Raw genomic sequence first — 21,585 nt, 5'->3', positions numbered from 1 at the left:
TAGGAGGATTGTTCGGATTTGGCATGGATAGCAACGATTATATTTATACTTACCCTGATCTTTGTCATCTGGCAGCCTAAAAATCTGGGGATTGGATGGTCCGCCTGTGCGGGTGCCATACTTGCTCTGATTTTTGGTGTCGTTGATTTTCAGGATGTTCTCGCTGTGACGGATATCGTCTGGAACGCCACCCTTGCGTTCGTGGCGATTATCATCATTTCGCTGATTTTGGATGAAATCGGCTTTTTCGAATGGGCGGCGCTCCATATGGCGCGTGCTGCTAAAGGAAATGGCCGGCGCATGTTTATTTATGTCACCCTGCTTGGTGCAGTTGTGGCTGCTTTGTTTGCCAACGACGGGGCGGCGTTGATTTTGACGCCGATTGTCCTGGCGATGGTACGAAATTTGAACTTCAAGGAAGCTATCGTTCTTCCGTTTATTATGGCAAGTGGATTTATTGCAGATACGACTTCACTGCCGCTGATTGTCAGTAACCTCGTCAACATTGTTTCTGCGGACTTTTTCGACATTGGTTTTATTGAATACGCCTCCCGTATGGTTGTACCGAACTTGTTTTCCTTAGCGGCCAGTATCCTCGTTTTATTCTTGTTTTTCCGTAAGAGTATTCCGGGGCAGTATGATCTGGCTCAGCTGAAGAAGCCTGTGGATGCAATCCAGGATCATAAAATGTTCCGCTTATCGTGGGCCGTCCTGGTGATTCTGTTAGTTGGATACTTCGCGAGTGAGCCGCTCGGTATTCCAGTATCGATTATTGCCGGCATTGTGGCCATTTTCTTCTTGTTAATGGCGCGCAGAAGTGCCGCTGTAAAAACAGGAGAAGTCATCAAAGGAGCCCCGTGGGCCATCGTTTTCTTCTCGGTTGGGATGTATGTCGTTGTCTACGGCCTGCGTAACGCCGGCTTGACGGACGTCCTGGCTGATGTGATTCAGGCCACAGCGGACCAAGGCTTGTTTGTCGGTACTGTATCAATGGGATTCATTGCGGCAATCCTGTCATCCATTATGAATAACATGCCGACAGTGATGATTGATGCCCTGGCGATTGCTGAGACGAATACAACGGGAACAATGAGGGAAGCTTTGATTTACGCCAACGTCATCGGTTCCGACCTTGGGCCGAAGATTACGCCGATCGGCTCCCTGGCCACCTTATTATGGCTTCACGTCCTTTCGACAAAAGGTGTGAAAATTTCCTGGGGCTATTACTTTAAGATCGGAATCATCCTTACCGTTCCCACTTTATTCATTACATTAGCCGGTCTCTATGTATGGCTGCTCATCTTATAACGACCATTTAAAAAGGAGAAATGCTTTATGTCTGACAAACCAGTCATTTACTTTCTATGCACAGGAAATTCCTGCCGCAGTCAAATGGCGGAAGGATTCGGAAAAGAATACCTGGGAGAGGAATTTGATGTCCGCTCAGCGGGTATCGAAGCTCATGGCTTGAACCCGAATGCTGTGAAAGCGATGAATGAAGTGGATATTGATATCAGTGGCCAAGAGTCTGAAATCATTGATAACGATGTCCTTACTAACGCAGCTTATGCAATCACCCTCTGTGGTGATGCCAATGATAAATGTCCGATGACACCTCCTCACGTCACACGTTTCCACTGGGGCTTTGATGACCCGGCGAAAGCGGAAGGGACAGAGGAAGAAAAATGGGCGGTATTCCAGCGTGTCCGTAATGAGATTGCTGACCGCATCAAGACATTTGCCGAAGAGAAAAAATAAGAACGAGAAAAGCCGGGACTTCTTTTAAGTCCCGGCTTTTTTATATCCTTTGTTCCAGGTATCGATCGATTACGGCGAGAGCTTCCTGCGGGCCGCCGCAGTGATCAAAACTTTCCTTAATCTTCCGGATGCCTTCCAGGTAGGTTCCATCATTCACGACTTGATCCACTCCTTGGTGCAGGGTTTCTTCCGATACGTCTCCAGGGAAAATCGGATAACCGGCATGCAGCTCCGCAAGCCTCGCTGCCACCATGGGCTGATCTTTATCACGAGGAAGAACAACCATCGGAACTTCCTTATCAATGGCTTCATTCACGCTGTTCATCCCACCATGGGTTAAAAAGACATCCGTGTGTTCCAGCACGTCAAGCTGAGGAACGTAGGACCGGATGATAAAGTTTTCCGGAGCCGCATTGATTTTATTAAAATCTGCAAAAGATCCGGCCGCAATGACTACTTTTCCATCAAAGTCGGCAAAAGCGTCGATGCATTGGTTGAAAAACTCTTCCACTTGATCGAGAACGGTCCCCATCGAGATGTACAGCACTTTTTCATTTTTTAAATCTTGTAGAGGGAAGTCATGGGTGCCCTTCCGTTCAGGAAAACTTGGCCCGATAAAGTGGTTTTCCTTACCAAATTCGTCTAATTGAGGCTGAAAGTAAGCACTGGTGTAGACCATCGTCCGCTCTCCTTGATTATGCATGAATTGAAGCATGGACGATGGCGCTACTCCGAATTCCTGTTTCATTGTTTCCATCAGCTGCCTGTTTTTATCGCTGTACTCCATTGTACCGGTGTTCTCCGGATGAAGAGGAAGACGTTTGCGGTAATCTTCAGGAATCAGGAATGAGGCGGATGATGAGAAGCCTGGAATGTGCAGGTAGTCTCTGACGAGTTCTCCCGCTCCGAAAGAATCATAGTAAACAAAATCGAAGGAGATCTCTTCCGCAAGCTGCTTCGTTATCGATAAGATATCGGTGGAGGTCTGCAGCATGATGTTCATGAAAAATTGGATCCCTTCTTCTGAAGTAGGATCAACACCGCCGATGAGCAGGTGGTCCTCATGTAGATAGACGTTAGCCCCTACACCTTCAAGCCGGGATTTATATTTTTCAGTAGTTATGTAGTGGACGTTGTCCCCACGGTCGGCAAAGGCCTTCGCAACACCGAGGCTCGGGTTTACGTGCCCCTCTGCGGGAACGTTGATCATCAGGATATCAGCCATTTTTCGTCACCTCTTTATGAATTGTGAGTCAACACTCACGTTTCATGATAAAGGGATGTGAAGCTTCGGGGAACCATCTTGTTTATAAATGGGAGGAAAGTGGGAGAGGGATCCGTGGAGTGAAAATGATTCTTTTTATCAGTAGGGTGGAAAAAAAGAGCAGCCGTGAAGGCCACTGGGAATGGAGAGACCATCAAGCTTCTTTTGCTTCAAATGTCCGGCAGTCGGTTTCTTCCTGAGAGGAAGCGGTACGTCCGGATTCGCTGACGATGGAGATGGCAGGAGCTCCGCACTTTTCCCCACCTTCATTATGGATGCAGTTGTTCACTTCACATAGGACTTCCAAAGCCATTCGTTTTCACCTCCCTGTAAGTTATAAATCTATACCCTCATTTCTTATCGAGTACACAACATCTTGTCCATAATAGATTTATATGATAGAAAACGACCTCTATGACACAGGAGGCCGCTTTAGATAAACCATAAAGGTTTTTTTGTCAGGTTTGTTTGTGGAGGAAGGCTTCCAGGAGCGTATTGAACCTTCCCGAGTGTTCCCAGAACATCAGGTGACCTCCGAGTACATCAATCCCTGCTTCCGGAGCCAGCTTGTTTAAGTAAGGGCGGGCCGTGGCGCTCCAGTGTTCAGCAATGACATACAAGGTCGGAATCTGTTGACTTCCTGAAGCAGCTTCCTCCCGATAGTCTGAAAACAGGCCGGATGAAAACAGGTTGGCTGCGATGTAATAGGGGGTGGTGAGGGACTGCTCCACCAGCCACGACAGCTCCTCCTCTGTTAAATCTCTCTGGACCATCACCCCGTTCGCATAGGCGGAAATGAAATCTCGCTGTCCCTTAGGGTTATGGAGATAGTTGGTATAGGCAGCCGCCATATCATCAAGTTTTCCTTCCACCCAGTCCTGATTTTCATGGAGAGATAAGGATTTTGGCGGCATATCAATAAAAACCTGCCCTTTTATTCCTTCTGCGCCGAACTGGCGGATGTATTCCCATACGGTGAGACATCCGAACGACCAGCCGATCAGCGTGGGGTTCTCGATTTTTAACGCTTGTAAGACTTTCTTCAGGTCGGTTCCATGCGTGACGTAGTCGTTGCCATGAACCGTCATTGTCGAGCGCCCATGACTTCTCGGATCGATGACAATCGTCCGGTGCGTTTTTGAAAAGTGATCCACCTGCCTGGAGAAAACCTCTGTCGTAAAAGTAAATCCCGGTATAAAAACGAGGACGTCTCCTGCTCCGTGATCTTCAACATACAACTCGACACCCGGCTCCACTTCAATATACGTTTTCATGCTCCACCTCCGAAGGTTGTTAACTTATTCTATTCATATCAACCGATTCCCATTTCTTTGAACCGTCCTACTAAAAAAAGACAGGCTGAACGCCTGTCGTCGGATTTTAGAGTAAAAGTGTTTCTCATCTAATGGAGCTGCGATGGTCACGTTTCGCTAATCGGTGAATGCTTGCCGCGGGCACGGCCGCAGCTCCTGAAGGCACTGGGAAAACACCGGGTTTCCCTGCCGCATGAGAACCAGTGGAAGGGCTTATTATAAGAAGAAGAAAACAACAAGCTGTAGATACAGCTGAACCATTAAATAAAAGACGATGGCGTATTTGTAGTTGAACATCAGTCCGTTTTTGACAATGCTTAATTTATTTACAGAGCTTAAGATAATCGACGGGAGGATCAGCGGTGACACCATGATGGAAATCACGCTTCCTGAGGTGATGCCGAGCACGACGATTTCCGGTGGATATGGAAGTTCCACTCCTTGAAGAATCCCGGATACAAGAACAATCACGGTCAGTGGTCCCAAACCGATGAATCCGAGGATGATGACGACGAACGGCAGCACCCATAGGAAATTCAGGAACGGTACAGCGTCTGTAATATAAAACAGTCCATCGATAATGTATTCTCCATATCCTGACTGGTTGACCGCATTGATTAAAAAGCCGGCCGCCAATAGAATGGAAAACTGCTGGGCTTTATTGGGAATGCTTTCCTTCAGATAAACTTTTCCGTTCTCTACAATTGCCCCTGTTCGACCGCGGACGATGAAGTACAGGATGACCCAGGCGGTAATGACGATCGGAATAATCAACAGCAGGTCGACAGGCCATACAGCGTTCAGGATGAAAATCGATCCAAACAACGTCACAAATAATACAGCAAACTCGACAGCATCTTTATTGCCGCGGGTGTCCTGTTTTTTCTGCTCGGCAATTTCAGCAAGCTGCTCCTGAATGCCTGCGGTTAAATCCACTCCGTAGTGCCGCTCCTGATATTTGGAAAAGAGAACAGACAGAAGGATGCCGGCAAAGGATATAAAAAATCCCTGCAGAATTGATAGACCGAGTGATGCTCCTAGCGCATCGACGGCGAAAATGAAACTTGGAATGCTGACGACCCACATCGTCGTTAAACTGAAAGCACGAAGGAGGGCGGTCCCTTTATAGTTTTCCCATGCTTCGCCTTTCTGTTTGTTGAGAAAATCGTTGATCATCCCGTATACCATCGGAATCGATCCGAACAACAGGAAATAGGAGATGATCTGGGTGATGACCATCATTCCGAAATAAAATTTCCGGCTCGTATTCAAAAGCCTCTGTGCAAAGTTAATGACCGATTCGATGTACGGTTTTTCCTCAAGCACCCAGCTGATCGCAGGGACGATCAGCAGGAGCGCAATCAAACCACTCATTACGGTGAAGCCCTCCACCACGCCCTGAGTGAGGGATGTGCCCGCAATGAGGTGGACAAAGAGGGCAATGATTAACAGGAGTAATGATATCCATGCCTGTTTTACCGGAAGCAGAACATATCCGATGATGAAGGCGGCCAGACCAAACAACGACATAGCGGTGGACAAGGTCTCTCCTCCTGCAAAGGAAACGATAAAATAAATAAGGACATAAAGGCTGATCAATAAAGTGTAGCCCCGTTTAGCCATTGCTTTCATGTTGAATGCTCCAATCTCTTGCTTTGTATTGACTCACATATCGTATCATAAGGCGCCTCAATTATCTTAGGATGTGCACAGAAGCATAGGTTCTACCATTTTTTTTAGTATGATAATGAAGAAGGAATACTTATACATAAAGGGGGAACGTAAGATGAGACGCGTCATTATCGATACAGATACAGCCGGTGACGATACAATCGCCCTGTTAACGACGCTTCATCATTTCAAGGTGGAGGGGGTTACCATTACCGGGGGAAATGTGGCTTTCGATCAGGAAGTTGAAAACGCGCTTTATACGATTCAGGTCGCAGCCCCGGAGGAGAAAGTGCCGGTATACAAAGGGGTGGAGCGTCCGTTGAATGCAGTGGGGATGACGGCTCACCGTACCGTTGAAGACGTTCATGGAAAGGATGGCATGGGCGGTGCCTTTTTTGATCCAGCCACCCAGCGTCCGGAAACAACACATGCGGTAGACTTTATGATTGACACGATCAGGAATAATCCTGGGGAAATTGAACTGCTGGCTATCGCTCCGCTGACCAACATTGCGATGGCTTTTCAAAAAGACCCGGGTATTATTCCGCTGATTCCGCATGTGTATGTCATGGGAGGAACGAATAACTCGCTTGGCAATATTACAGCCGCGGCTGAGTACAATTTCTGGGTCGATCCGGAGGCTGCCAATATCGTCCTCCAGTCAGGCGTTCCTGTCACAATGGTCGGATGGGAGATGTGCGTCGCTTATTCGGTGATGGATGAGGAGGACCACCGGGAAATCGAAGGCCTGAATACCACCGGCTCCCGATTTTTCACAGCGGTCAACAAGGTGGTAAGGCAGTTCAATAAAGAAGTACACCGTCTGCCCGGAACCACCCATCCGGACACACTGCTTGCTGCGATAGCCGCGGATGCATCGATCATGACTGCATCTCATTCCTATTACGTCGAAGTCGAGACCCAGGGGAGACTGACCCGCGGGTACAGTATGGTGGACATCAATAACCGGAGTGGGTGTAAAGCCAATGTCCGCGTCTGTGAAGCGGTGGACCGTGAAAAATTCAAGCAGACGCTCATCCGTGTTTTATCTTCTATTGATTAGGTGGATGCTAATTTTCATGAAAAAGACGAGTAAGAACAATCCTTCATAGTAATGGAACATAGAGAAGGAACTTATAGGTCCGGTTTCATTTGGTAGGTCTTCATTCTGCATGTATAGTAGATGTATAAAGAAGAATCGTAAAGGAGTGATGGATATGAAAACCATCGGCATTGATCTGGGCGGCACCAACCTGCGCGCAGGTGTCGTAGATGAAAAGGGAAGCATTCTTGTTGAGAAAAGCATCCGCACCGAAACGGATAAAGAGCCGGCTTATGTGATTCAGCAGATGAACGACATGATCAAGGAATTGATGGACAGCCACGACATTGCATCCATCGGAATTGGATCTCCAGGTCCTCTCAATCCTCACCAAGGAAGAATTCTCAGCCCTCCAAATTTACCGGGGTGGGATGACATTCCGCTTGTTGATGAGGTGCAGGCAGCCGTCGATATTCCGGTGTACCTCGACAACGACGCTAACGCAGCTGCACTCGCTGAAGCGAAATTCGGCGCAGGGCGTGGTCATAGCTCCAGTTACTACATAACGATCAGCACCGGAATCGGCGGTGGTTACGTCCTTGACGGAAAAATCGTTCAAGGGGCCCAGGGGTATGCCGGGGAAATCGGCAATATGATTTTAAAGCCGGACGGCCCAAGCTGGTCCAATCTGAATGCTGGTTCCTTCGAATCCCTGGCTTCTGGTACGTCTATCGGGAGAGAAGGAAAAGCGCGCCTTGGTGTAGACGGCGGTGCGGAAGAGGTTTTCCGGAAGGTGAAGGAAGGGCACGAAGCAGCAGCCCTCATCATTGATGATACGATTACCTATTTAGCCATGGGCATTGCCAACCTCACTCACATTGTAAATCCGTCTGTGTTTGTGCTTGGAGGAGGAGTGATGCAGTCGGAGGATCTACTGCTTGTCCCTCTGCGGGAACGGTTGAATGATTATTTGTATCCGCAATTGAGGAATCAGGTGAAACTTGAGCCGGCGGAGCTGGGCACGAAAGCAGGATTGATTGGTGCAGCACTGCTTGGTCGGACAGAAGCGCTTTAAGGTTCCGGTTCATAACGTGTATCGAGATGGGCATGAATTTGGTGTATACATTGAATAGTTTGATCTGAAAAAGTAAATAAAACAGGCATCTGATTAATTTCAGATGCCTGTTTTTTATAGATCTCCGGTTAAGAACTGAGCTTTGCCGCCGCCGAAGCTCCAATCTTCGTCTCCGTTTACAGAGATGGAGATCATTAAGTCCTCAGGTGTAATGCCGAACTGTTCTTCAAGAGCATGAGCCAGGTTTTCATAAAAAGAGGTCACCTGTTCCTCTGTCCGCTTTCTTGAAATCATATGGATCAGCAGAAATTTTTCGGATCGTGTAAAACCGAGACCTGTATCCTCCATAATCATCTGGTAAGGTTTATGTTCGTGCACCACTTGATAGCGGTCTCTTTCTGGTACTTCAAAAGCATTGACCATCACTTCATGGGTAACATCCAACAGTTTCTTCACTTCCTGTTCTGTTCTTCCTTCATACATATGAAATTTCAATAATGGCACAACGACCCTCTCCTTTATACGGTAATCAGCGCTTTATTCGCTTTTTGAATCTCTTCGGCATAGGACGTCTCCACGCTGCTGTCGGTAACGATGGTGTTCACACCCTGCAGGTTGCAGTAGGTGAACAAGGAGCTTTTTCCGAATTTCGTAGAATCAATCAGCAGGTATACTTCATTGGCTCGGTCACAGACCTCTTTTTTAATGCGGTTTTCCAGAAGGTCTGAGTTGGAGGCTCCGTTATTGATGGAAAATGCTGTTGCAGACATGAAAGCCTTATTGATGTTGAATTTGGTAATTGTCTGTTCATCAGTAATTCCCGTGAAGGATTTGGTTGAGCGTTTGTACGTTTCCCCGATGATCATAACGTTCACATTAGGGAAAATGACCGCTTTATTGATGACTTCCAGGCTGTTCGTGATCAGAGTGAACTCAATGTCTGATGGCAGTTCATCTAATATGAAGTGGGTGGTCGTCCCGGAATCGATGTAGACGATGTCGTGCTGCTCGATATACTGGGAGCAGTAACGGCCGATCCTTTTCTTCTCGGCAAGCCGGTTGATATTCCTTACTTCATACGTGGTCGTTGTCGAAGTGTTTTTGTTGTAAACGACACCGCCGTAAACTTTTTTGATCTTTCCGGCCTTGGTCAGTTCATTGATATCCCGGCGGATCGTATTGAGGGAAACATCAAAGTAGTCTTTTAATTCCTCTAAAGAGGCTTCTTGTTTCTGCTCTAAATATTCTTCAATCTGGTTGATTCTTTTTACCTTCATCCAATCACCTCCTCGTTTTTGTATGGTCTGATAGGTATGATTCCACAACTAGTGTATCATGTTTTGTTTTACTTATACATATATTTTGGTTAAGTTACTCAAAAAGTATCCAAAATATAATTAAGACTTGACTAATTTTGCGAATATTTATAGAATTGAACCAGAAGTTATCCAAAGTGTTTGAGAGCGATTACTAAGGAGGAGAGAAAATGGCAGAAGTAACGACAGTAAAAACTTTGAAGAACTACATTAACGGTGAATGGGTGGAAAGTGAGAGTACGAAAACCCTTGATGTTTATAACCCGGCAACAAAAGAAGTGATGGCAAAAGCACCACTTTCCACACGCAGCGAACTGGATGAAGCGGCAAGAGTGGCTCAGGAAGCTTTGGAGGACTGGAAGGAGACGGCCGTACCGAAACGCGCCCGGATCTTATTTAAGTTTCAGCAGCTGCTGATCGATAACAAACAGGAACTGGCCGAAATCATTACAAAGGAAAACGGCAAAAGCTTGAAGGAGTCCCTTGGTGAAGTTCAGCGCGGTATTGAAAATGTTGAATTTGCTGCAGGAGCTCCGACATTAATGATGGGCGATTCCCTTCCTTCCATTGCGACGGATATTGAAGGAACGAACTACCGATATCCGGTCGGTGTTGTCGGAGGCATTACACCGTTCAACTTCCCGATGATGGTTCCTTGCTGGATGTTCCCGATGGCCATCGCAACAGGAAATACCTTCGTCTTGAAGCCATCAGAAAAAACACCGCTGCTGATTGAGAAGATTGTAACTCTGCTTGAAGAAGCCGGACTTCCAAAAGGCGTATTCAATGTTGTCAACGGCGCCCACAATGTCGTGAACGGCATTTTAGAAAACGAACATATTAAAGCGATTTCATTTGTTGGATCCAAACCTGTAGGTGAATACGTCTACAAAAAAGGAACCGATAACCTGAAACGGGTGCAGGCGCTGACTGGTGCGAAGAACCATACCATCGTACTGAACGATGCCAACGTTGATCAGGCGGTTAAGGAAGTCATCGGAGCCGCTTTCGGTTCTGCCGGCGAGCGCTGCATGGCAGCTGCTGTCATTACAGTCGAAGAAGGCATTTACGATACATTTATCCAAAAATTAAAAACAGAAGCTGAAAATATTCAAATGGGGAACGGCCTTGATGATGGTGTCTTCCTGGGACCTGTCATCCGCGAGGAAAACAAGGAACGTACGCTTGAGTATATCAATCAGGGAGAAGAAGAAGGAGCAAAGCTTGCTCTGGATGGTCGTGACCGCTGCTCGGATGATGGCTACTTCGTCGGTCCGACGATCTTCGAAGATGTCACCACAGATATGAAGATTTGGAAGGATGAAATCTTCGCTCCTGTGCTTTCTGTCATGAAAGTGAAGAACTTGAAAGACGGCATCCGCACAGCCAACCAATCGGAATTTGCAAACGGTGCCTGCCTGTTCAGTGACAGTGCTTCAAGCATCCGCTACTTCCGTGAAAATATTGATGCGGGAATGCTTGGAATCAACCTTGGTGTACCGGCTCCAATGGCTATCTTCCCATTCTCCGGCTGGAAGTCTTCTTTCTTCGGATCTCTGCACGCCAACGGGAAAGACGGCGTCGAGTTCTATACGCGTAAGAAAGTCGTTACCGCGCGTCACCTGAAACCTCAGTTCGAAGGGGAGGAGTAAGCGATGGCGGACCTGTTGTATAAACGAAGAGAATTGAAGTTATCTGAAGGCGTTACGTTAATTCAAGACTTGAACAAGGAAGCGACAGGTCTTGAGTACGTGCAGTTTAAGGTCATTGAAATGGAGGAGGGCGCCCGCTATGCGGAAACGCTGGAAAGCACCGAGTTATGCGCCGTCGTCCTGACGGGGGATGTCGATGTAACCGTTGAGGAAGAAGTATACAGCAGCCTGGGCACGCGCGAAACGGTTTTTGAGAAGAAGCCGACGGACAGCATTTATATCCCGTCTTCTAAAAGCTTCCATGTTGAGGCTAATCAGCCGGCAAAGCTTGCGTTATGTTATTCCAACTCCACGAAAATGAAGGACACGAAGGTGATTCGGGCAGCCGATAATGATATTGAACACCGAGGCCAGTATTCCAATAAGCGTCTGGTTCATAACATTCTGCCGGACTACGCCGATATCCCGGAGAACCTGCTCGTCGTTGAAGTCTATACGGACAGTGGAAACTTTTCCAGCTATCCTCCACACAAACACGATCAGGACAATCTTCCCGAAGAGTCTTTCTTAGAGGAAACCTACTACCATGAAATCGATCCTGAGCAGGGGTTTGTCTTCCAACGGGTCTATACCGATGACCGCAGCCTGGATGAAACGATGGCTGTTGAACACCAGGACTGCGTGTCCGTTCCGAAAGGGTACCACCCTGTAGGTGTTCCTGATGGTTATGACTTATATTATTTGAACGTTATGGCTGGACCGAAACGGAAATGGAAGTTTCATAATGATAAAGACCACGAATGGATATTGGAGAGGGATTGATTATGAAAAAACTAGATATTGTCACGTTCGGAAGAGCAGCCGTTGATTTGAATGCCGTTGAGTATAATATGCCGATGGAAGAAACAATGACCTTTAAGAAGTATGTCGGAGGATCACCGGCGAACATTGCGATTGGTACATCGAAGCTCGGTTTAAAGTCCGGCATGATTGCTAAAGTTTCAGATGATCAGCACGGAAATTTTGTTATTGATTATATGAACAAAGTCGGCGTAGAAACGTCTTCGATAAAAAAAGATACCGAAGGCCGTAAAATCGGTCTTACGTTTACAGAAATCAAGAGTCCTGAAGAGTGCAGCATCCTTATGTACCGTGATCAGGTAGCTGATCTGTACTTGAGTGCTGATGATTTTGATGAGGATTACATCAAAAGGGCGGAAACCCTGCTTATCTCGGGAACGGCACTAAGTCAGTCTCCGTCCAGGGAAGCGGCTCTTCATGCCATGGATATCGCGAAAAAGAACGGGGTGGAAGTAATCTTTGAATTGGATTACCGCCCTTATACGTGGAAAAGTGAGGCGGAAACATCCGTCTATATGACTCTTGCTGCCCGCTCCGCAGATATCGTTATTGGAACGCGTGACGAATTCAACGTTCTGGAGAATTCCGAGGGAAACTCTGACAAAGAATCTGTGCAGCAGTTGTTCAACTATTCTCCTCATCTCGTCGTCGTCAAGCACGGAGTCAAGGGTTCCAAGGCCTTTACGAGAAATGGGGAAGTCATTGAAGGAGATATTTATAAGACACAGGTATTGAAGACCTTCGGCGCCGGGGATTCCTTCGCTTCCGGTTTCATTTATGCTCTGAAAAAGGAGAAAGGCATACAGGAAGCGCTGAAATACGGAAGCGCTGCGGCATCCATCGTTGTTTCCAAACACAGCTCCTCTGATGCTATGCCGACAGTTGAAGAGATCGAACAGTTGATTCATAGTCAGGAAGGGTGAAACGAGCATGACAGAGAAAGTGAAACTTACAACCTCACAGGCACTCGTGAAATTCTTAAATAACCAATACATCCACTTCGACGGTGAAGAAACACCTTTCGTCGAAGGGGTGTTCAATATATTTGGTCACGGAAATGTTTTGGGCATCGGCCAGGCCCTGCAGGAGGATCCGGGACATTTGAATGTGATCCAGGGAAAAAATGAGCAGGGTATGGCGCATGCGGCCGCTGCTTTTTCCAAGGAGCATTTCAGAAGAAAGATTTATGCAGTGACATCATCCGTAGGTCCTGGTTCCGCCAACTTAGTGACAGCCAGTGCGACCGCCCTTGCGAATAACCTTCCTGTTTTATTCCTTCCGGGCGATACGTTCGCAAGCCGTCAGCCTGATCCCGTGCTGCAGCAGATTGAGCAGCTGCACAGTCACAGCATCACGACCAACGATGCTCTGAAGCCTGTATCCCGCTACTGGGATAGAATTGAGCGTCCGGAACAGCTGATGTCTGCGTTACTCCGAGCGTTTGAAGTTCTGACAAATCCGGAAACCGCGGGACCTGTCACATTGTCGATCGCCCAGGATGTTGAAGGGGAGACGTTTGAATACGAAAAAGCCTTCTTTAAAAAGCGGGTCCATTACGTCGATCGTATCCTTCCATCCGAAGCGGCACTCCAGCGTGCGGTGGACGAAATTCAGAAAGCTGAAAAGCCCCTGATCGTCGTAGGTGGAGGTGCGAAATACTCCCTTGCAGGTAAAGCGATTGCTGCTTTCTCAGAAAAGTATGGCATAGCGCTTGCAGAAACACAGGCAGGAAAATCAACCGTTTCCTCGGATCATCCCTTCAATATGGGAGGACTTGGCGTAACCGGGACGCTGGCAGCCAACAAAGCGGCTAAAGAATCTGATTTGATTATCGGGATCGGAACGCGCTACACCGACTTTACATCTTCTTCAAAAACCGCGTTTAATTTTGACGAATCTACGTTCATTAATATTAACGTCAGTCGGATGCAGACCTATAAAATGGATGCCCACCAGCTTGTCGGCGATGCAAAAGCGACTGTAGAAAAGCTCGACAGCATGCTCGAGGGTTATGAGAGCGGTTTTTCCGGATTACTCGAGCAGTATAAAAAGGAATGGAAAGAGGAACGTCAACGTCTGGCAGATATTCAAGTGAAGCTGGATGATGACAGCTATCAGCCTGAAATCCAGGACGAATTCGGCCGTGAAAAATTGAAATCGTATGCAGAAGCTCTGGATACGACGTATGCGCAGACATCTGCCTTGATTAAAGTCAATGAACTGGTGGATCCGTCCAGTTATGTTGTTACTTCCGCAGGTTCCCTGCCTGGAGATATGCACCGGTTGTGGAATCCATCTGTAGCGAATACGTATCACGTAGAGTACGGGTATTCAGCCATGGGATATGAGATTGCCGGCAGCCTCGGTGTGAAATTAGCGCACCCAGATAAGGAAGTTTACAGCTTTGTGGGAGATGGCAGCTTTCTAATGCTGCACACGGAAATGGTAACAGCCCTTCAATACGGACAGAAGTTGAACATCGTGCTGTTTGATAATTCCGGTTACGGCTGTATTAACAATCTGCAGATGGGGCACGGAAGTGACAGTTACTGCACGGAATTCACAAAGTCTGACGGCACCGTGCTTGCGGTTGATTATGCGAAAGTAGCTGAAGGATATGGCTTTGATACATTTACAGCTTCCAATGAGGCAGAGCTTGAAGAAGCCGTGAGAAAATCTAAGGAAACGGACAACTCTACGCTTATTCATATCCGGGTACTTCCTAAAACAATGACGGATGGATATGAGAGCTTTTGGAACGTCGGTATTTCTGAGCATTCCTCAAATGAGCGGGTAAACGAAAAAGCCGAGGAAGTGATCGGTATTCGAACGACCGCAAGGCAGTATTAGAAGACGAGGGCTTTGTGCATCAATCTTATGCATATGAGTGTCGCTGGATTAAGCCGTCAAGGCTTGATCCCAGACGACAACATATAACTTATGGGGATATGAATGGCTCTCTTTTAACTTAGAGGCTACATAGATGAAAGACGGCTTTCGACTGAGGTTCCAGCCATATGATGAGGCAGGGGAGGACCAGCGTTTTTCGAAGAGAGTGTGAACTTTAAACTTTTATATTAAGGAGATCGGAAAATGGGAAACCAAATCAAACTGGGGTGTGCACCAATTGCCTGGACGAATGATGACATGCCTGAGCTTGGGAGAAACAATTCCTTTGAGCAGTGTATCAGCGAAATGGCACTTGCCGGATATACAGGTACAGAAATTGGCAACAAATATCCCCGTGACCCTGAAGTGTTGAAGCATTATTTGGATATCCGAGGCCTTGAGGTAGCCAGTGCCTGGTTCAGTGCTTTTTTAACGACGCAGTCGTTGGAAGAAGTGAAGGCTGATTTCATTGACCACCGGGATTTTCTCTATGCCATGGGGGCTGAAGTTATCGTCGTGTCTGAGCAGGGAAACAGTATTCAAGGTCAGATGGATACGCCGCTTTTTGCAGAAAAGCCTGTTTTTAATGAAGAAGAATGGAAGCGTTTTATTGATGGTTTGGAAGTCCTGGGCGAACTGGCAGCAGAGAAGGGAATGTCAATCGTTTACCATCACCACATGGGGACCGGGGTGCAGACGAAAGAGGAAATTGACCAGCTGATGTCCTCTACGGATCCGGACAAGGTCAGCCTTTTGTTTGATACCGGCCATCTCGTTTTTTCAGGCGAGGATCCTCTTGAAATTCTTGAGAAGTATTTTGACCGCATTAAACACGTCCACTTCAAAGATATACGGAGAGATATCGCTGCAGAAGTACAAAGGGAACGGGACAGCTTTCTGACAGGAGTGAAAAAGGGGGCCTTCACGGTACCAGGAGATGGGATGATCGATTTCGCACCCATCATGAATTACCTGACCCGTCACGAGTACAATGGCTGGGTTGTTGTGGAAGCGGAACAGGACCCGGATGTATGCAATGCTTTTGAATATGCTTTAAAAGCGAAGCGGTACATTGACGAATTACTTCAAAAGGATAAGGTTCGTTGACTGGTATGTCTTTTTTATAAGCCGGCAGTCTTAGCATCTTCAATTGAAGGGGAGTACACGATGAAAAAAATAACAGTTGGTGTCATCGGTGCAGGTCGTATTGGTAAGCTGCACATTGATAACCTGAACAGGAATCCAAATGTCCGTTTAAAAAAAGTTTCGGACCTTTTTGCGGAACAGCTGATGGAATGGTTTGAAACAAGCGGGGTGGAAGAAATCACAACGGATTACCATGATATTTTTCAAGATCAGGAGATTGACGCGGTCTTTATCTGTTCTCCAACAAGTACACATGCGGACCTGATTAAACTGGCTGCTCAGCATAACAAACATATTTTCTGTGAAAAGCCTGTGAGTTTCAGTGACCAGGAAACGTTGGAAGCGTATGATCAAGTCCGAAAGGCGGGCGTTCAATTTCAAGTCGGATTCAACCGACGCTTTGACAGCAACTTCGCTGAGATGAAGGATCGTATCAAGCGCAGCGATATTGGTGATGTCCATGTTCTTAAAATCACGTCCAGGGACCCTAACCCTCCGCACCTTGATTATATTACATCTTCCGGAGGTTTGTTTATGGATATGACGATTCACGATTTTGATATGGCCAGACATCTGGTTGGGGATGAAGTGGTGGAGGTTTACGCTAAAGGCGGAAACCTTGTTGATCAGGCTATCGGTGAAAAAGGGGATATCGACACGGCCATTGTTACTTTGACCTTTGCAAACGGCGCTTTAGGTGTCATTGATAACAGCAGGGAAGCGGTATACGGCTATGATCAGCGGATTGAAATCTTCGGGAACGGCGGCGCTCTAGTTGCGGACAACCAGACATCGACGAATTTAAAATATTACAACGCTGGTACAGTAGAGTCTGATAAGCCGCTGCCGTTCTTTTTGGAAAGGTATAATGATTCGTTCATCCATGAAACGGAACAATTTATAGAAAGTATTCTTCAGGACCGTCCGACAGGCGTTCAATTCGAGGACGGCATTATGGCGCAGCGCATCGCGCGGGCAGCGCAGGAATCCTATGAGACGGGAAAACCGGTTCAAGTCAATTATGAGATTGGGCGATCCTATGTATAACATTTTAGATGATGCTTTAGAAAATAAGTACGCCGTTCCCCAGTTCAACATGAATGGCTGGATCTGGCTTGAGGCCATTTTAAAAACTGCAGAAGCCTGCCGCGCTCCGGTTATTGTAGGGACGACAGATAAAATCGTCGATCAAATAGGAGGATTCCGTCTGTTGTCTGAATCCTTTTCGATTATGAAAGAAGAAATCGGCCTGACGGTTCCGGCTGTTCTTCATCTCGATCACGGGCAGACCATTGAGCGCTGCATGGAAGCTGTAGATGCCGGGTATGATTCTGTCATGTATGACGGTTCCAAACTTTCCATTGAGGAAAACGTGAAGAATACGAAAAAGGTCGTCGCCTACGCCCATAAGCATGGAGTGACGGTTGAAGCGGAAGTCGGAAGCGTCGGAGGTACAGAAGATGGCATTTACAGCGATCTACTGTACGCCGATTTGAATGAATGCCGTACATTAATAGAAGAAACGGGTGTCGACAGCCTCGCTCCGGCTCTCGGTTCTGTGCACGGAAAGTACAAAGGTGAACCAAATCTTGGATTCAAGGAAATGGCCGCTCTTCGTGAATCGACCCCTGTGCCTTTCGTCCTTCACGGAGCCTCGGGTATCAATAATGAAGATCTGGGCAGGGCCATCAGCTACGGCCATGCGAAAATCAACTATAACACAGAGCTGAACATTGCCTGGTCGCAGGCGACGAGGCAGGTGCTGGAAGAGAACGAAGATCTTTATGCACCGATGGAAGTTTTGAAACCTGGAAAAGAAGCGTTGAAGAAAGCTGTGGAAACTGTCATCAAGCGGACAGGTGCATACCAGCAGATGAAATAACATAGAGTGGATGCTGTAAGGCTGTCGGAAAATTTTTCGACAGCCTGTTTTTTACTGGCAGATTTTACTGACAAATGATTTGTACAGGGTACTGTACCGGACGAGGGGCGTGTGGGAAAGTCCCGTTTATGGCAGGCATCCACCACCAAGCGGCCTTTGACCATCATCAGGCCATCGCCTATAGATATAATGTCTTTTTATATTTTCCATGATCCATATATCTTCCCTTGCTTTCCGGTCTGTCTCATAGTACTCTTGTGGTCTATTGAAGGGAGTGGAAGACCATGGAAAAGGTGGTCATCTTAGCCGAAAAACCCTCGCAGGCAAAAGCCTATGCCGAGGCCTTTACCGTTCAAAATAAAACGAAAACCTATATACAATTGAAACCTGACCATACGTTCCCGGACGGAGCAGTCATTACGTGGGGTGTCGGCCATTTAGTGGAGCTGAAGGAACCACACGATTATAAACCCGAATGGAAAAAGTGGAAGCTGGATCAGCTGCCGATCGTTCCGGAACGGTACCTTGAAAAAGTGTCCAAAGGCAAGTGGGATCAGTTTCAAGCTGTTAAAAAACTGTTCCAAAGTGCTGATGTCATCATCAATGCTGCGGACGTCGACCGCGAAGGCTCCAACATTTTCTACAGCATCCTCCGCCTGACCGGTGTAAAAAACAAGCCTGTCAAAAGGCTTTGGATCAACTCCCTCGAGCGGGATGAAGTGCGCAAAGGATTTCAGAACCTGCAGGCCAATGATAAAGACTTGCGTATGTTCGAGGAAGCCAAAGCCCGCCAGATCAGTGACTGGCTTGTCGGTATCAACGCCAGTCGTCTGTTTACTCTGCTGCTGCAGAAAAAAGGGTTCGGCAGCTACTTATCGATTGGACGCGTCCAGTCGCCCACGGTGTATTTAATTTATCAGCGTCATAAAGAAATCGAAACCTTCGTCTCTGAACCTTTTTATCAGATCGAAGGACAGTTCCAAGCAGAGAAAGGGTCTTACAAAGGCCTGGCCAAAATCAAGGAAAAGGATAAGGCAAAAGTACAAGCCTTGATGGATGAATACGGTTTAAAAGAAAATGAACCGCTGGCCGGTATTGTGGGGAACGTCGATAAGAAGACAAAGTACATCAAATCACCGAAGCTTCATTCGCTTTCCACACTTCAGAGTGTCGCAAACAGGCGTTGGAAGTACACGCCGTCCCAAGTGTTGAAAACGATGCAGAAGCTGTATGAGAAAAAACTCGTCACCTATCCACGGACGGACTGTAACTTTATAACGGAAAGTGAATTTTCCTACCTGGTGAAAAATCTGGATGGGTACCAGAAAACGCTGAACGTGTCGTTTACACCGGTGTCCACGAAGCCGAAGAAGCGCTACGTGGACAGCAGCAAAGTGCAGGAGCACTATGCCATCATACCGACAAAATCCGTACCTACAGAGAAAAAGCTGAGCGGGCTGAGCCGTGATGAGCAGAACATTTATAATGAAGTACTCGCTACGACGCTTGCGATGTTCCATACCGACTACATTTATGAAGAAACGACCCTGCACACCCATGTCAAGGAGCTGCCGTTTAAGACAACCGGTAAGCGCGACGTCAGTCAAGGGTGGAAGGAGCTGTTTCCGAAGCCCGCTAAAGCGAAGGAAAAGGAACCTCTGCTTCCTGAAGTCCATCAGGGAGAGGAAGTGGGCGCGAAGCTTCATATTAAAGAAAGCATGACGCAGCCTCCGAAGCCGTACACCGAAGGCCAGCTGATCAACATGATGAAGACGTGCGGGAAATGGATGGATGATGAAGAAGACGTTGAGATTCTGAAAGAAGTTGAAGGTCTTGGTACGGAAGCGACGCGTTCAAGCATCATCGAAACCATCAAAGCACAGAATTATATTGAAGTGAAGAAGAATAACGTCTATGTGACGGAAAAAGGGATGATGCTCTGCGAAGCCATCGAAGGCACGCTGCTGTCGAGTCCATCCCTCACGGCTAAGTGGGAGACGTATTTGAAGAAGATCGGCAGCGGAGAAGGATCCCGTCAGGTGTTTCTGAAGCAGACCGGGCAGTTTATCGAAAAGCTCATTCAGGAAACGCCGGGCGCTCTGCAGCAGGTGGAAGTGCGGAGCACCGGAGAAAAGCCATCATGGGGAAGCAGCAAAGAACCGATTGCCAAATGTCCCTCCTGCCAGACTGGGGAGATCATGGATCGTTATAAGTTTTACGGCTGCTCCAATTATAAGGAAGGCTGTAAGGTGACTTTTCCGAAGAAGCTTGCCGGCAAGACTCTGACAAGAAATATGATCAAGACGCTTTGTGAGAAAAAGAAAACGAGAGTCCTCAAAGGCTTTAAGGGCAAGAAGCCGTTCAGCACTGCCTTGAAGCTGGATGAGAACTACAGCATCAAGTTTGATTTTGAAAGTAGAAATAAGCAGACCACATAAAAAAGAGTCCTGCCCCAGGACTCTTTTTTTATGGTATTGTGGAAACTCAACCTTCATTTGTCCCTCCTGCATAGGTTTTTGTTTCAATGGTTGTGGTCATGATTTGCGTATACCTTTGAGCTGGAGTATATTTGTTGAACTTTTGTAAAATAAACAGGAGAATGATGAGTAGGGATTTCTCGATGTAGTGATGGGGAAGAAGGAGAATCGGGAAGCTTAAGGACGAAACAGCGAAGCATCACACCGGCATTTCCAAGTGCCGGGGACGGATTCCTAGTGGAAAGTGAGTGGTCATGATGAAAAGATTCGGTGTATTGACAAGTGGAGCAGATGCTCCGGGAATGAATGCAGCCATCCGGGCTGTTGTCCGTTCCGGTATTTACTACGATGTGGAAATGATAGGAATACAATATGGTTTCCAGGGCCTTATAGATGGAAAAATGGATCAGATGGATGCTGCATCTGTCGGATCAATCATGCAGCGGGGCGGAACGATTTTACAGTCCTCCCCTTCCGATGTAGTTCTTACTGAAGAAGGTAAAGGAAAGGCTCTTCAAAGGATCAAGGAGCATGGAATCGATTCCCTTATCATCATCGGCGGTAAAGAATCGCTGCAGGCAGCGGCTGTCCTGGAAGAAGCGGGCGTACCCACTGCTGCGATTCCAGCGACGATTGATTCTGATATCCCTGGTGTTTCTGAAGTCATTGGTTTTGATACGGCTCTGAATACGGTAATGGACTACATTGACCGGATCCGGGATACGGCTTCCTCCCATGAAAAGTCTTCCATTATTGAAGTGATGGGCCGGGACACCGGTAATCTTGCTCTTTGGTCAGGACTCGCCGGCGGGGCGGAAAACATTTTGATTCCTGAGAAAAAAGAGGACCTGGACTCCATTGTTGAGCAGATCAAGCAGGGGCCGTCGCGCAGCAAACGCTACAGTATCGTTGTTGTTGCAGAGGGAACCGTGAGTGGGATCGATCTCAACGAACGACTGAAGCAGGAGGCAGGCATCGAGTCACGTGTGACGGTTCTCGGCCATACCCAGCGCGGAGGTGCCCCGACAGCGGCAGACCGGATTCTCGCCAGCCGCCTTGGCGCCTATGCGGTCGATCTGTTGATCAAGGATCAATCAGGTGTGATCGTCACGATAAAGGATCATCAGCCTGAAGCCCTTACCTATGGATTTGTCCATACGAAAACAGTACAAGTGGACGAAGACGTGTACAACCTATCCTCTCGTTTATCCATATAAAAAACTTCCCATCTTCAGGGTG

The 21,585-nt window shown here is 47.3% G+C and carries 19 protein-coding genes; 13 read left to right on the top strand and 6 right to left on the bottom strand.

Translation table 11 applies throughout. From position 1 onward, the window contains the following. Positions 1–18 precede the first annotated feature (18 nt). Positions 19–1,308 (top strand): arsenic transporter, encoded by a 1,290-nt coding sequence (locus ACXADP_RS18360; protein WP_474972126.1) that lies wholly within the window; start codon positions 19–21, stop codon positions 1,306–1,308. A 27-nt stretch (positions 1,309–1,335) separates the two neighbouring features. Then, positions 1,336–1,758, top strand: a complete 423-nt coding sequence (arsC, locus tag ACXADP_RS18355; RefSeq protein ID WP_474972125.1) for an arsenate reductase (thioredoxin) — start codon at positions 1,336–1,338, stop codon at positions 1,756–1,758. Between the two features lie 40 nt (positions 1,759–1,798). Here the strand turns inward: arsC and ACXADP_RS18350 are convergent, their stop codons facing one another. The 4 genes from ACXADP_RS18350 to ACXADP_RS18335 all read right to left on the bottom strand — a co-directional run bounded on the left by ACXADP_RS18350 (position 1,799) and on the right by ACXADP_RS18335 (position 5,967). Continuing rightward, positions 1,799–2,983 (bottom strand): macrolide family glycosyltransferase, encoded by a 1,185-nt coding sequence (locus tag ACXADP_RS18350; protein WP_474972124.1) that lies wholly within the window; start codon positions 2,981–2,983, stop codon positions 1,799–1,801. Positions 2,984–3,176: 193 nt separating this feature from the next. Beyond that, positions 3,177–3,335: a DUF1540 domain-containing protein gene (locus tag ACXADP_RS18345; RefSeq protein WP_160839461.1), complete on the bottom strand. Its 159-nt coding sequence runs from the start codon at positions 3,333–3,335 to the stop codon at positions 3,177–3,179. 145 nt (positions 3,336–3,480) lie between these two features. After that, on the bottom strand, positions 3,481–4,296 hold the full coding sequence (locus tag ACXADP_RS18340; protein ID WP_474972123.1) for an alpha/beta fold hydrolase: 816 nt from the start codon (positions 4,294–4,296) through the stop codon (positions 3,481–3,483). Between the two features lie 255 nt (positions 4,297–4,551). Continuing rightward, positions 4,552–5,967: a hypothetical protein gene (locus ACXADP_RS18335; RefSeq protein WP_474967300.1), complete on the bottom strand. Its 1,416-nt coding sequence runs from the start codon at positions 5,965–5,967 to the stop codon at positions 4,552–4,554. A gap of 154 nt (positions 5,968–6,121) precedes the next feature. On the opposite strand from ACXADP_RS18335, the gene ACXADP_RS18330 reads away from it, so the two are divergent. Together ACXADP_RS18330 and ACXADP_RS18325 are read left to right on the top strand one after the other, a co-directional pair. Next, entirely contained in the window at positions 6,122–7,069 is a 948-nt protein-coding gene (locus ACXADP_RS18330; protein WP_474972122.1) for a nucleoside hydrolase, read from the top strand. Positions 7,070–7,223: 154 nt separating this feature from the next. Continuing rightward, positions 7,224–8,123: an ROK family protein gene (locus tag ACXADP_RS18325; protein WP_474972121.1), complete on the top strand. Its 900-nt coding sequence runs from the start codon at positions 7,224–7,226 to the stop codon at positions 8,121–8,123. A gap of 114 nt (positions 8,124–8,237) precedes the next feature. On the opposite strand, the gene ACXADP_RS18320 is transcribed toward ACXADP_RS18325, so the two are convergent. Both ACXADP_RS18320 and ACXADP_RS18315 read right to left on the bottom strand, forming a co-directional pair. Further along, positions 8,238–8,627 carry a tautomerase family protein gene (locus ACXADP_RS18320; protein ID WP_474967303.1) on the bottom strand — a complete coding sequence of 130 codons (390 nt, stop codon included), beginning with the start codon at positions 8,625–8,627 and terminating at the stop codon, positions 8,238–8,240. Positions 8,628–8,641: 14 nt separating this feature from the next. Further along, positions 8,642–9,400 (bottom strand): DeoR/GlpR family DNA-binding transcription regulator, encoded by a 759-nt coding sequence (locus ACXADP_RS18315; RefSeq protein WP_474967304.1) that lies wholly within the window; start codon positions 9,398–9,400, stop codon positions 8,642–8,644. A 209-nt stretch (positions 9,401–9,609) separates the two neighbouring features. On the opposite strand from ACXADP_RS18315, the gene ACXADP_RS18310 reads away from it, so the two are divergent. The 9 genes from ACXADP_RS18310 (at position 9,610) to ACXADP_RS18270 (ending at position 21,563) form a co-directional block, all read left to right on the top strand. Further along, entirely contained in the window at positions 9,610–11,091 is a 1,482-nt protein-coding gene (locus tag ACXADP_RS18310; RefSeq protein ID WP_474972120.1) for a CoA-acylating methylmalonate-semialdehyde dehydrogenase, read from the top strand. A gap of 3 nt (positions 11,092–11,094) precedes the next feature. Continuing rightward, positions 11,095–11,913, top strand: a complete 819-nt coding sequence (gene iolB, locus ACXADP_RS18305; RefSeq protein WP_474972119.1) for a 5-deoxy-glucuronate isomerase — start codon at positions 11,095–11,097, stop codon at positions 11,911–11,913. Between the two features lie 2 nt (positions 11,914–11,915). Further along, the gene (iolC, locus tag ACXADP_RS18300) at positions 11,916–12,875 is read left to right on the top strand and encodes a 5-dehydro-2-deoxygluconokinase (RefSeq protein ID WP_474972118.1); all 960 of its coding nucleotides are present in this window, start codon (positions 11,916–11,918) and stop codon (positions 12,873–12,875) included. 7 nt (positions 12,876–12,882) lie between these two features. After that, the gene (gene iolD, locus ACXADP_RS18295) at positions 12,883–14,802 is read left to right on the top strand and encodes a 3D-(3,5/4)-trihydroxycyclohexane-1,2-dione acylhydrolase (decyclizing) (protein WP_474972117.1); all 1,920 of its coding nucleotides are present in this window, start codon (positions 12,883–12,885) and stop codon (positions 14,800–14,802) included. Positions 14,803–15,045: 243 nt separating this feature from the next. After that, the gene (iolE, locus tag ACXADP_RS18290; RefSeq protein ID WP_474972116.1) at positions 15,046–15,948 is read left to right on the top strand and encodes a myo-inosose-2 dehydratase; all 903 of its coding nucleotides are present in this window, start codon (positions 15,046–15,048) and stop codon (positions 15,946–15,948) included. Between the two features lie 60 nt (positions 15,949–16,008). Next, entirely contained in the window at positions 16,009–17,034 is a 1,026-nt protein-coding gene (iolG, locus tag ACXADP_RS18285) for an inositol 2-dehydrogenase (RefSeq protein WP_474967310.1), read from the top strand. Next, complete coding sequence (locus ACXADP_RS18280; RefSeq protein WP_474972115.1) at positions 17,027–17,869, top strand: class II fructose-bisphosphate aldolase; 843 nt, start codon at positions 17,027–17,029, stop codon at positions 17,867–17,869. The genes iolG and ACXADP_RS18280 overlap by 8 nt, the downstream gene beginning before the upstream one ends. A gap of 284 nt (positions 17,870–18,153) precedes the next feature. Continuing rightward, positions 18,154–20,307 (top strand): type IA DNA topoisomerase, encoded by a 2,154-nt coding sequence (locus tag ACXADP_RS18275; RefSeq protein ID WP_474972114.1) that lies wholly within the window; start codon positions 18,154–18,156, stop codon positions 20,305–20,307. Positions 20,308–20,603: 296 nt separating this feature from the next. After that, a complete protein-coding gene (locus ACXADP_RS18270; RefSeq protein WP_474972333.1) occupies positions 20,604–21,563 on the top strand; it encodes an ATP-dependent 6-phosphofructokinase in 960 nt (319 codons plus the stop codon). The last annotated feature ends 22 nt before the right edge of the window (positions 21,564–21,585 follow it).

This window comes from Halobacillus sp. AWH4_228, from assembly GCF_056158365.1.
This window is presented reverse-complemented; position numbering and strand designations above follow the sequence as displayed.